Here is an 11987-nt window from a genome sequence, read left to right as displayed (position 1 = left end):
TCACTGGAAGCCAACAATGGCCTGGCGAATAAGACGGTGCTGCGCACCTGGTTGGCGGCGTTGCCGAATAATCAGGAGATCACGGTTAGTTGTGCGGTGACGTTTGATGGAAGTACAGATAGATCAAAAGCCGTACCCTTCCGGCCAACCGCCTACATAATTAGTACGCGCTCAGCGGGTGACTACACGGACTTTGAGAGCGGAATGAATGATTGGATAAGAGGCTCCGGACATTATACCGCGACTATCACTGGTAATACTGGCAGTAAAGAACTAGCCATTGTTACCAATTCCACTGGTTATGAGGTTATATATAAGGACATCAACACCGTCCCAGGAAAGCGCTACAGAATCAGCATCACTGCTTACAAAGGAATTAGCTACCGTCACCTCGCGCTCCGAATTGGGTCGTCCACATCCGCGGCCATGACAGTAACAACTTCAACAACAACAAGCGACACTTACACATATATAGCAAATGCATCAGCATCCTCAACAACAAGATTCGTGATAACCAACGCATACAGCGTCTCAAACAAATATACCATTAAAGACATATTAATAGAGGAAGTATAAAAAACTCCCGAACTGCGCATTCTTATGGCAGCAAATGTGCTTTTCGGGAAACCTTAAGCACACTATTATAGAAACTCAGACCAGCAGATTAATTACGACGCTGGTTAATACCATCAGGACGGGGCGGGAGACAGAATTCCCCACCCCGTTATTTTAAACACAAACACAGACAGGCGCATAACAAAGCTGACCTGTTTTTCCAATAAACCCGTAGCGACAGTTATAAGCCGACACACGACTTGACAATGCTATCGGGCAAGCCCCCTCCCACATCTACTGCACCTGATACACCACCGGCGCCTCCCCCACCCGCAGTGCGGTGACACTGCGCGGGGCATAGCCTTCTCTTCCGGTAGCGGAGAAATTCGCCACCAACCGCGTGCCATCGGCAAAGGTGGTCTGTTGCAGCTGCCGATCCGTCGTCAGCCAACGAAAATCAGTCATGGCCTGGGTCGCCAGGCGCTGGTGCAACGGACGGAAAAACCCGTCCTGGCGCTGGATCGCCGGCAAGCGCTGCGCCAGGGTGGCGGCGCTCAGGTGATACAGCGGCGGCACGTTGTAGAGCAGTTGCGTCAGTTCGTTCTCGGCCCGTACGTTGCTCAGTTTGAGGCTGTCGAACAACCAGTGATGGGTGGTGATCACCGAGCCATGGAACACCGCCTGATATAACGGCAGGCGCAGGGTCGGATCGAAATACACGCTGCGCAGCGACGCTTTCAATGGCACCGGCTTGAAAAACACCGCCGGTTGTTCGGGCGGGTACCAGTTGCCGACGTAGTACGGCGACTGCTTGTCCTGGGTCATCTCACGGTCGCCCCAACCAAGCACCGGCGTCTGCATGCCATGGGCGAACAGGATGCCCTGGGCGGTGACGGCGTTACCGTCTTCGGAACCTGTGGGTAACTTCAGCACGGTATTGAGCCAGCGCACGGCGTCGATCTTACCCGCGGCGTTTTGCGCCTGGGTCATCGGCGCGCCAGCGCGGTAGCTGTCGAACAGCATGCTGGTGGCGTAGGCGTCCAGAAACCAGGCATTGAAACCGGCCTTAGCCTGCACTGCCTTCACTCGCGCCTCCAGCAGCGGCCGCATGCAGCGCGGGTCGGTGTAGTGGCCGGATTTCTGGAAGCCGCTCTTGGGTGTGCCGTCCCGCAACACAATGGCGCAGTCGCGATACGCCTTGCGGCCCAGGTGGGCGGTGGTCCAGTCCGGGTTTTCCGTGGCCGACAGTGCAGTTTCGTAGGAGTCGTAAGGGGCCATCAAGTAGCCGGCCTGCACTGCGGCGCGAATCGCTTCGGGGTGCCAGAGGCCGCCCTCCCAGCCTTCGCCCAGGGTCACCAGCAAACGCGGCAGGCCGCTGTTGCGCAGGGTTTGAAGGGCCTTGCCGCCCCAGGTGGCCGGGTCGGCGCTCAACGCCCCGGCGAACGCCACGGCCAGTTCTGCGCGCAGCTCGCCATAACGTGCGGCCAGCCGGGTCATGTCCGGCTCGTCGACTTGCCAACTCTGCCGCGCCTTTTTATTGATCGCCGCGTTGAGGCTGCGCAGCACCACGCTCTGCTCGTAGGGATTCAACGGGCGGGATTGCGCCAGGATCTGCGTGGCTTCCTTGTCCAACAACGCCTTGAGTGCATGGGCGCGCAGTTGCTTGAGCAACAGCGGCCAGTCACGCACATCGTCCGGCGCCAACAGGTCATTACCCCACAGGTAGACGTGGCTGGCGCCCAGCAGTTTCTGCGCTTCGGGGGTCTGTTGCAGCTTGGCGTCGAGCGTCTCATAACGGCCCTGCTCGACCAGCCATTGACGATAGCGTTTGGCGCCGGCGAGGGGGTCCGCATCGCCCAGGTACAGGCGCAGGGTCATTGGGGTATTGGGGGCCAGCGCGGTGAATTCATGGGCCAGCGCCAACCCCACACCGGCACCTTCAGCTTGCCATTGCAGGCGGTTGTTGTAGGGGTTGGTGAGCAGCCAGTTCAGCGTGAAACCGCCGTGATCCATACCCCACAGCGGCAGACTGAGGTCCTGGGTGGTGTTGAACGCGCCCTGCTCCAGCAGGAACGCTTGCCATACCGCATTGCCGGTGGGCACGTAATGCCCTTCGGCCAACGGCCAGATTAGTCCGTTGCCCATGGCCCCTGCCGGTTGTTGCAGCAATGCCAAATGCCCTGCTTCGCGCGCGGTGATGCTCAGCAGCAACTCGCGTTGCTCAAGGCGTGCGCTGAGGCGATAGGCGCCGTTGTCCCACTGCCAGCTCGCTTGCTCGGCGCTGCTTTGCAAGTCGCTGACGGCATGCGCGGTGACGCCGCTGGAGGCTTGCACACTGGCCTGACCCGACGGTGTCACCCGCAGCGCCAGGGTGGCGGGGTCCAGTTCGACGCGCCACAGCGTGTTTTCCAATAGGGCGCCGGCAAACGCCATGGGCGACAGCAAGCAGAAGACCAGCAGGGTAAGACGCAGACGGTTCATGGTGGGCAACCGTTGAAGAGTGAGACCAAGAGGGTAAAACACTCAACGGCAGACGGGGGTAACAAATGCCCTGATGACGATCAAACGTGGAGGGGGTGGTGCGACGATTCAGCTTGCACTCGATAGCGATGCGTCAGTGATAGCTGGGCTGGCTGAACCACTGCTATCGGGGGCAAGCCCCCTCCCACATTTTGAGCCGGTTCTTTCAGTCAATACTGAGGAGGGCGACTGGCATTAGTGCAAGCCCCCTCCCCCATTTCTAAACGGTTTTTTCTTCAGGCTTGGGCTCGCGAATCTTGTACCACGCCACATACAGCGCCGGCAGGAACAGCAGCGTCAGCAAGGTGGCGATGATGATGCCGCCGATCATCGCGTACGCCATCGGCCCCCAGAACACTTCGCGGGCAATCGGGATCATGCCCAGGCTCGCCGCAGCGGCCGTGAGCAGAATCGGCCGACGGCGGTGCTCGGTGGCCTCCACCACCGCGTCCCACGGCGTGTAGCCGTCGCGCTCATAGGCGTCGATCTGCGTCACCAGGATCACCGAGTTACGGATGATGATGCCGATCAACGCCAGGATGCCGAGGATCGCCACAAAGCCCATGGGCGTGCCGGTGGGAATCAGGGCCAACACTACGCCGATCAGCCCCAGCGGTGCGACACTGGCCACCAGGAACATCTTCTGCACGCTGTGCAACTGGATCATCAGGAACGTCGCCATCAAAAACAGCATCAGCGGCACCACGCTGGCGATCGGGCCCTGGGCCTTGCCGCTTTCTTCCACGGTACCGCCGGTGGCGACTTTGTAACCCACCGGCAGGCCGGCGCTGAATTTGTCGATCTCCGGCTTGAGCTGCTTGACCAGGTCGGTCGGCTGCATCTCATCGCGCACCGAGGCCTTGATGGTGATGGTCGGCAAGCGGTCGCGACGCCACACCAGCGGCTGCTCCAGCTCATAGCGCACGGTGGCAAACGCCAGCAGCGGGATCGACGTGCCGTTGGGCGTGACGATCTGCAAATTCTGCAGGGTTTCCGGCGTGCCGCGCTCGGCGTCTTCGGCGCGGCCGACCACGTTGATCAGGTAGATATCGTCGTGCACTTGGGTCACCGAGGCGCCGCTGACTACGCTGTTCATCAACTGCGCGACATCTTCGGAGGACAGCCCCAGTTGCCGCGCCTTGTCCTGGGCGATATCGATGCGCAGCACTTTGCCCGGCTCGTTCCAGTCGTAAATGATCTCGCCCAAGTGGGTGTTTTTATCCAGCAGGGTCGCCAGTTCGATGGCGTGTTTGCGTACCTGGTCGGTGTCTTTGCCGGACACCCGATATTGAATCGGACGCCCCACCGGCGGGCCCATTTCCAGCGGCTGCACATAACTGCCGATACCGACGAAGTCATCGCGCAGACGCTTCTGCAGGCGTGCGATCAACGCGCCGCGCTCTTCCAGGCCTTTGCTGACGATCACCAACTGTGCGTAGTAAGGGTTTTCCAGTTGCTGGTCGAGGGGCAGGTAGAAACGAATCGCGCCCTGGCCGATGTAAGTGCTCCAGCGGGCGATGTCCGGGTCGTCCTTGATGATCGCTTCCAGGCGGTCGACGGCCTTGCGCGTCTCGTTGATCGAAGCGTTCTGCGGCAGGTTGAGGTCCACCAGGATTTCAGGGCGATCCGACGACGGGAAGAACTGGTTCTGCACGAACTGCATGGAGAACACCGACGCCACGAACAGCCCCACGGTGATGCCGATGGCCCACCAGCGGTTGCGCATCGCCCACAGCATGCCGCGATTGAAACCCCGGCCAATGCGCCCAGGCTCGGCGTTGTGCGGCTTCACATTGGCGCTGAGGATATGCACGCCGATCACCGGCGCAAACAACACCGCCACCACCCACGACACCAGCATCGCCACGGCGATCACCGCGAACAGGGTGAAGGTGTATTCCCCCGCCGAGCTGGCATTGAGGCCGATGGGCACAAAGCCGGCCACGGTGACCAGCGTACCGGTGAGCATCGGGAACGCGGTCGAGGTGTAAGCGTACGTGGCCGCCTGGGCCTTGGTTTCGCCTTTTTCCAGGCGCGTGATCATCATCTCCACGGTGATCATCGCGTCATCCACCAACAGGCCGAGGGCGATGATCAACGCCCCCAGCGACACGCGCTGCATGGTGATGCCGCTGTATTCCATGAACACGAACACCAGCGCCAGCACCAGCGGAATCGAACACGCCACCACCAGCCCGGCACGCAGACCGAGACTGATAAAGCTCACCACCAGCACGATGATCACCGCCTCGAACAACGCACTGGTAAAGCCGCCCACGGCTTCTTCCACCACTTCGGCCTGGTCGGAAACCTTATGCACGCCGACGCCCACCGGCAGGTCGGCGGTCAGCTCGTCCATGCGCTCATGCAGGGCTTTGCCGAACGACTGGATATTGCCGCCCTTCTGCATGGCGATGGCCAACCCGATGGCGGGCTGGCCGTTGAAACGGAACATCGGCCGCGCCGGGTCGACGTAGCCACGGCTGATCTCGGCGATATCCGCCAGGCGATAGAAACGGTCGTTGAGGCGCAGGTTGACGTCGGCCAGGTCCTTCTCCGAGGCGAACTGCCCCGAGGTGCGCACCGAGATACGCTCCGGTCCGGCTTCGATCACCCCGGCCGGGGTCACGGCGTTCTGGGATTGCAGGCTCTGCACCACTTGGCGCTGGTCGATACCCAGGGCCGCCAGTTTGCGCGTGGAGAAATTCAGGTAAATCACTTCGTCCTGCTGGCCGATCATCTCGACCTTGCCCAGCCCCGGCACTGCCCGGATTTCGGCACGCACCTGTTCCACGTAGTCGCGCAGTTGACGCATCGACAGGCCGTCGCCGGTAAAGGCGTACACCGACCCGAACACGTCACCGAACTCATCGTTGAACGATGGCCCCTGCAAGCCTTGGGGGAAGGTGCCGCGAATATCGTCGATCTTCTTGCGCACCTGGTACCAGATTTCGGGGATGGCCTTGGCGCTGGTGGTGTCCTTGAGGAATACGAACACCGTGGACTCGCCTGGCCGCGTGTAGCTTTTCACGTAATCCAGAGAGTCGAGTTCTTCGAGTTTTTTCTCGATGCGGTCGGTGACCTGCTTGAGGGTTTCTTCTTGGGTTGCGCCCGGCCAGCGAGTCTGGATCACCATGGTCTTGATGGTGAACGACGGGTCTTCTTCGCGCCCCAGGTTCATGTAGGAGAACACGCCCATCAGCAGCGCGACGAACATCAGGTACCAGACGAAGGACTGATGCTTGAGGGCCCAGTCGGATAAGTTGAAGCTGCCTTTCATCGCGGGCTGTCCTCGTCGATTTTGACTTTCTGCCCGGGCTTCAGGCTGTTCACGCCGGCGGTGACGATGCGCTCGCCGGGTTTGACGCCGCCGCTGATCAAGGCGCTGCCGGCCTCGCGGCTGATCACCGTGACGTCGCGCGGCTGCACGCTCTGGTTTTGCGTGTCGAGCAGCCAGATGCGAGTGGCGCCGTCCACCTCCTGCAAGGCGCTCACCGGCAGCTCGATGCGCGGCTCAATGGCGGTGCTCAGGGTGACGCTGATGGCGGTGCCGAGGCGGAACGCTGGTGGTGTTTCGGCCAGCGTCAGGCGCGCGCGACGGGTGCGCGTGGCGCTCTGGGCCTGGGGCTCGATTTCACGCACGGTGGCGGTGGTATTGACGCTCGGGTCCAGTTGCCCGGCAACCAGAAACACCCCATCCGGCGGCAGGCGCTCGGCCAGGCCGGCGGGCAGGTCGATCACCGCTTCCTTGATATCCGGGCGCGCCAGGGTTACCACTTGTTGGCCGGCGCTGACCACCTGGCCGGCCTCGGCATTCCAGGCGGTGACGATGCCGGCGTGGTCGGTGCGCAGTTCGGCGTAATTGAGCTGATCCTTGGCCTGGTTGACCGAGGCCTGAGCCTGGTCGAGGGAGGCTTGGGTGGTTTTCAGGTCGGTCAGGGCCACATCCAACTGGGCCTGGGCGCCGACGCCACGGTTGAACAGTTCCTGCTGGCGGCGGGCATTGGCCTGGGCATTGATAAATTGCGCCTGCACCCGCGCCAGGTCGCCCTGGGCGGCGCGCAACTGGTTCTGCTGGTCGGTGGGGTCAAGCACGGCCAGCAAGGCACCCTTCTCCACTTCGGCGCCCACATCCACCAGGCGGCGGGCGATGCGGCCGGGCACACGAAAGCCCAGGTTACTTTCGTAACGGGCCTGGATGGTGCCGGCGAAGCGGCCGAGGTTTTCTTGGTCTTCAGCCTTCACTTGCATCGACAGCACCGGGCGCACCGGCTCGGGCGCGGGCTCTTCTTTGGAGCAGGCCGCCAGCAACAGGCCGGCGGCGAGCATCAATACCAGACGCTTCATGGCTGGGCTCCTGGCTGGGCAATCTCGACCTGCATACCGGGGTGCAACAATTGCCCGCCGGCCACCACGACTTTATCGCCACCCTTGAGGCCCTCGCTGAGGATGACTTTGCCAGTGAGATAGCGGGCCACGGTGACTTTATGCAGCTGCACCTTGCCGTCGCCGTCCACCAGCCACACCGCCGGTTCGTTGAGGTCCTTGGTGAGGGCCGACCACGGCAGTTCCACACTGGCCTTGGCCGGGCCATTGGCGGTGGCGCTGACTACCGAGCCTAATCGCATGCCCTCGGGCAGCGATTGCAGGGCGATTTTCACCTGCACGGTGCCGGTGTTGGCGGCCACGGCGGGGGTGACTTCGCGCACCTTGCCCTGCACCTGAATGCTTGGGTTGTCCAGCAGGCTGACGGTGATCGGCGTATCGGTCGACGGTTCGACCAGCAGCGATTCATATACGTTGAACACCGCATCGCGCTCGCCGTCGCGGGCCAGGCTGAAAATCGGCACGGTGGCCTGCACCACTTGGCCTACCTCGGCCTGGCGCGCGGTGATCACACCTGGCGCATCGGCCACCAGCGCGGTGTAGCCCAGTTGTTCACGGGCATTGGCCAGTTGCGCCTGGGCGGCGGCCAAAGCGCTTTGGCTGCTGCGCAACGCCGCCTGGGCCGAGTCGTATTCGCTGCGGCTGGTGTAGCCCTTGGGCAGGAGCTTTTCCTGGCGCACAAAGGCCGCCGCTGTCTGCTTGACCCGCGCCTGTTCAGCCACGACCTGGGCCTGGGCCGAATCGACGTTGGTCTGCAAGTCTTTGGGATCGAGCCTGGCCAGCACTTGCTTGGCGCTGACGCGGTCGCCCACATCCACCATGCGCTGGATGATCTTGCCGCCCACGCGAAAGGACAGATCGGTTTGCACCCGCGCCTGGATATCCCCGGTCAGCGTGACCGCCGCAGCAAAATCCGTTGGCTCCACGGTTTGCACAAACACCCGGGAATGCGCCTTGGGCTCGGTGTTTTCCTGACCGCAACCGCTCAAGAACGCGACTAAGCCAAGACCGAATATACAAGTGGAAATACGACCGCCCATGCAGTCTCCTTTTGCGTGATGCCGACGTGCCAGTGTGTATGCGACTGTCAGCTTAGATCAGGGTTCCTTATCTGCATGGGGAAGAGAGTATTGAGGTGATTTCACCGGCCACATCGGGGGCAAGCCCCCTCCCACACTTTGATTTATGAATACATTCAAATGTGGGAGGGGGCTTGCCCCCGATAGCGGTACAACAGTCAGCGCAGAACTAGCCCTGCCATTTGCCGCCTTCGACAATCACACTGTCAGGCGGGGTGTCATCGCTGAGTTCTTTACGTACGTATTGGTCATACAGTTTGAGCAGAAATTTCTCCTCGCCCAACTTCGCCAACTCGGCGTTCACCCAATCACGCAGTTCGATATTGCCCTTCTTCACTGCCGGCGCGATTGGCGCCTCGTCGCCGAGCTTCTCTTCCAGCACGCGGTAGCCTGGGTTCTGCTTGGCCCAGCTGAACAGCACCAGGTTGTCCTGGGCGTAGGCATCGCCGCGACCGGCCGCCAGCGCTTGCAGGGATTCTGAGTTCTTCTCGAACTTGAGCAGTTTCCAGTCCGGGTGGTTTTTGGTCAGCCAAATATCGGCGGTGGTGCCGGTGGTGACGATGAGGGTGCGGGTCGCCAGGTCATCCAGGTGCTTGACCGGGCTATCGTTGGGCACCAAAGCCTGCACCGCGACTTTCAGGTTGGGGTGGGTGAAGTCCACCGCTTCCTTGCGCTCCGGGGTGACGGTCATGTTGGCCAGGATCAGGTCGACCTTGTCGCTTTGCAGGAACGGAATACGGCTGGCCGGCTCCACCGCGACGAATTCGACTTTGTTCTCATCGCCCAGCAGGTCCTTGGCGAAACGACGGCCAATATCGGTATCGAAGCCGACGTAGCGCCCGGCCTCGTCCACAAAGCCGAACGGCGGTTTGTCAGTGAATACGCCGACGATCAGCTTGTCGCGCGCCTTGATTTTGTCGATGTAACTCGCAGCAGCCACAGGTTTTGCAGGCTCTTCGGCCTTTTTATCGCAGCCGACCAGCAGGGCGACGGCCAATAGGGGCAGTAGTAGTTTTTTCATAGCAGTTCCAGTTCCTTGATCTTCTTGGGCAGTGTTGAAACAAAGGAGAACTTCTCCAGAAACTGCTGCGCGCGTGCGGTCTGCGGGTTCGTAAAGAATGCCTCGGGGGTGTTGTGTTCGAGAATGCGACCGGCCTCCATGAACACCACGCGGTCGGCGACGGCGCGGGCGAAGGCCATTTCGTGGGTGACGATCAGCAGCGTCATACCTTCGCGGGCCAGGCCCTGGATCACCTCCAGTACTTCCTTGACCATCTCCGGGTCGAGGGCCGCGGTGACTTCGTCAAACAGCATGACCTGGGGGTTCATGCACAACGAGCGGACGATGGCGATACGTTGCTGCTGACCGCCGGAGAGCTGACGCGGGAAGGCGTCGCGCTTGTCCGCCAGGCCGACACGCGCCAACAGTTGTTCAGCCTGCTCGCGGGCTTCGTGCAGGTTGCGTTTTTGCACTTTCAGCGGGCCGAGCAGCAGGTTGTCGAGCACACTCATGTGCGGGAACAAGTGGTAGCTCTGGAACACCATGCCGATGTCCTGCCGCACCTGGCGCCAGTCGGTGTTTTTATCCAACAGCTCCTGGCCGGCAAACCGCAAGCTGCCGCCGTCGGCCACTTCCAGGCCGTTGAGGCAGCGCAGCAAGGTGCTTTTGCCGCAGCCGCTGGGGCCGAGGATCACCACCACTTCGCCGCTGTGCACGCTCAGGTCGATGCCCTTGAGTACCTGCTGCTCGCCGAAGAATTTGTTGAAACCCTGAAACTCGATCAATGCGCTCATGCTTGGGCCCAGCGCCGTTCCAGCACCTTGGAGGCGGCCGACAACGGGTAGCAAATAAGGAAGAAAAACAGAAACAGCGCGCCGTAGATCAACACCGACTCATAGGTGCGCTCGATGATTTGCTGGCCGACCTTGATCACGTCCACCACGCCGATCAGCACTGCCAGGGAGCTGGTCTTGATGATGCGGGTGTAGACGTTGATGGTCGGCGGGGTCATGCGTTTAAGTGCCTGTGGCAGCAGCACGTAGCCGTACAACTGCGGCGCCGACAAACCAATCGACAAGCCCGCCTCGCGCTGGCCGCGGGGCAACGAGTGCAGGGCGCCACGCACTACCTCACCGACTTCGCTGGCGCCCCACAGCGATAGCACCAGCACCGCGCACCAGAAACTGGGGAGGCTGAGGCCGAAGAAAATCGGCAACCCGAAAAACAACAGGTACAACCACACCAACACCGGAATCGCGCGGAACAGTTCCAGATAGACGCGCAGCACCGCGTTGATCGCCTTGTTATTCAAGGTACGCAGCACGCCATACAGCACGCCGCCCAGGGTGCTGAAAACGATGCTCAGCACCGAGATCGACAAGGTCTGCGCGGCGCCCTTACCCAGTTGCGGCAACGACACCCACAACAATTCAAGACCCGAACTGGCCATGCTGGAGCCTCCTTTCCAAGCGGCTGAGCAGCAGTGACAGCGGTAAAAACAACAGCACGCAAATCAGCGTCAGCACGGCGAGCATTTCGTAGGTTTTGTAATAGAGGGCGATGTAGCTCTTGGTGGTGTAAAGAATTTCCGGCACCGCCACCGCAGAAACTACGGTGGTCTCCTTGAGCAAAAAGATGAAATTGGCGAACAGTGCCGGCAGGCTGAGAATGCCGGCCTGGGGCAGGATCACATGGCGCAGCAGTTGCCAGTCGGACAGGCCGATGGACTTGCCCGACTCGATCTGCGCCAGCGGCACCGCTTCCACGCCGGCGCGCAGCACTTCCGTGAGGTAGGCGCCGCCAAGAAACGTCATGGTGATGATCGCGGCCCAAAACCCGGAGATATTCACGCCCAGGGCAGGCAAGGCGAAGTACACGAAAAACAGCTGGATCAGCAGCGGGGTGTTGCGCGCCAGCTCGACGTACAACGCCACCAGGCGCGACAGGTACGGCGTGCGGAACACCAGCAGCGCCGCGTTGATCAGCGCCACCAGCAAGGAGGTGGCTATGGCGATCAGGCCCACTTGCAGCGTGACACCCACAGCGTTCAAAAACGCCGGCAGAGTGCTGAGGATAAAAGCGAAATCGAAGGTCATTTGTAGTCCATGACGCCGCAGGGTAGAGCGGCGCGTGCTATCCAAGCCAACGTGGGTAACGCTGGGTAGCACGAACTTTAAAGGTATAAAAAGTAAAATTTAAATACCTAAATAGCATATTGATATCACCCAAAAAGATAACCTCGGGATTCGCGGAGTGAACGGGTGGCGACTATGGTTGAGGGGTCTGTGTTTCGAGGGAATAAACAATGAACAAAGCGAAACCGATTGATCCGCAGGAGCTGGTGAAATGGTTGGTGGCGTTGCGCAGGGCGATCAATAGCCGCGCGCTCTGACACGCTGAAGTTCCACTGTGAGATAAAGATCTAATGTGGGAGGGGCAAGTCGAAT

9 protein-coding genes are annotated in these 11987 nt (G+C 60.9%); 1 reads left to right on the top strand and 8 read right to left on the bottom strand.

Annotated features, from left to right (window positions below; genetic code table 11):
- On the top strand, positions 1-576 hold a 576-nt coding region (locus FIV35_RS29725), incomplete at its 5' end, for a hypothetical protein (protein ID WP_170245421.1).
- 273 nt (positions 577-849) lie between these two features.
- Here FIV35_RS29725 and FIV35_RS26415 read toward each other — a convergent pair.
- The 8 genes from FIV35_RS26415 to FIV35_RS26380 all read right to left on the bottom strand — a co-directional run bounded on the left by FIV35_RS26415 (position 850) and on the right by FIV35_RS26380 (position 11636).
- Entirely contained in the window at positions 850-3036 is a 2187-nt protein-coding gene (locus FIV35_RS26415; protein WP_034136458.1) for a glycoside hydrolase, read from the bottom strand.
- 259 nt (positions 3037-3295) lie between these two features.
- The gene (locus FIV35_RS26410) at positions 3296-6355 is read right to left on the bottom strand and encodes an efflux RND transporter permease subunit (RefSeq protein ID WP_034136457.1); all 3060 of its coding nucleotides are present in this window, start codon (positions 6353-6355) and stop codon (positions 3296-3298) included.
- On the bottom strand, positions 6352-7422 hold the full coding sequence (locus FIV35_RS26405; protein WP_034136456.1) for an efflux RND transporter periplasmic adaptor subunit: 1071 nt from the start codon (positions 7420-7422) through the stop codon (positions 6352-6354). The genes FIV35_RS26410 and FIV35_RS26405 overlap by 4 nt, the downstream gene beginning before the upstream one ends.
- Positions 7419-8501, bottom strand: coding sequence for an efflux RND transporter periplasmic adaptor subunit (locus tag FIV35_RS26400; RefSeq protein WP_034136455.1), 1083 nt, complete (start codon positions 8499-8501; stop codon positions 7419-7421). Before FIV35_RS26400 ends, FIV35_RS26405 begins: the two co-directional genes overlap by 4 nt.
- A gap of 208 nt (positions 8502-8709) precedes the next feature.
- Entirely contained in the window at positions 8710-9561 is an 852-nt protein-coding gene (locus tag FIV35_RS26395; RefSeq protein WP_034136454.1) for a transporter substrate-binding domain-containing protein, read from the bottom strand.
- Positions 9558-10334: an amino acid ABC transporter ATP-binding protein gene (locus FIV35_RS26390; RefSeq protein ID WP_034095328.1), complete on the bottom strand. Its 777-nt coding sequence runs from the start codon at positions 10332-10334 to the stop codon at positions 9558-9560. The genes FIV35_RS26395 and FIV35_RS26390 overlap by 4 nt, the downstream gene beginning before the upstream one ends.
- Complete coding sequence (locus tag FIV35_RS26385; RefSeq protein WP_034111290.1) at positions 10331-10990, bottom strand: amino acid ABC transporter permease; 660 nt, start codon at positions 10988-10990, stop codon at positions 10331-10333. Before FIV35_RS26385 ends, FIV35_RS26390 begins: the two co-directional genes overlap by 4 nt.
- A complete protein-coding gene (locus FIV35_RS26380; RefSeq protein ID WP_034095326.1) occupies positions 10971-11636 on the bottom strand; it encodes an amino acid ABC transporter permease in 666 nt (221 codons plus the stop codon). The genes FIV35_RS26385 and FIV35_RS26380 overlap by 20 nt, the downstream gene beginning before the upstream one ends.
- Positions 11637-11987: the final 351 nt, after the last annotated feature.

Source organism: Pseudomonas rhodesiae, from assembly GCF_007858255.1.
GTDB lineage: Bacteria > Pseudomonadota > Gammaproteobacteria > Pseudomonadales > Pseudomonadaceae > Aquipseudomonas > Aquipseudomonas rhodesiae.
This window is presented reverse-complemented; position numbering and strand designations above follow the sequence as displayed.

What these genes read in the sequence shown, in the direction of transcription:
- FIV35_RS26410 (WP_034136457.1), bottom strand. Translation starts at nt 6,355, where the DNA reads ATGAAAGGCAGCTTCAACTTATCCGACTGGGCCCTCAAGCATCAGTCC.
- FIV35_RS26400 (WP_034136455.1), bottom strand. Translation starts at nt 8,501, where the DNA reads ATGGGCGGTCGTATTTCCACTTGTATATTCGGTCTTGGCTTAGTCGCG.
- FIV35_RS26390 (WP_034095328.1), bottom strand. Translation starts at nt 10,334, where the DNA reads ATGAGCGCATTGATCGAGTTTCAGGGTTTCAACAAATTCTTCGGCGAG.
- FIV35_RS26405 (WP_034136456.1), bottom strand. Translation starts at nt 7,422, where the DNA reads ATGAAGCGTCTGGTATTGATGCTCGCCGCCGGCCTGTTGCTGGCGGCC.
- FIV35_RS26385 (WP_034111290.1), bottom strand. Translation starts at nt 10,990, where the DNA reads ATGGCCAGTTCGGGTCTTGAATTGTTGTGGGTGTCGTTGCCGCAACTG.
- FIV35_RS26380 (WP_034095326.1), bottom strand. Translation starts at nt 11,636, where the DNA reads ATGACCTTCGATTTCGCTTTTATCCTCAGCACTCTGCCGGCGTTTTTG.
- FIV35_RS26415 (WP_034136458.1), bottom strand. Translation starts at nt 3,036, where the DNA reads ATGAACCGTCTGCGTCTTACCCTGCTGGTCTTCTGCTTGCTGTCGCCC.
- FIV35_RS26395 (WP_034136454.1), bottom strand. Translation starts at nt 9,561, where the DNA reads ATGAAAAAACTACTACTGCCCCTATTGGCCGTCGCCCTGCTGGTCGGC.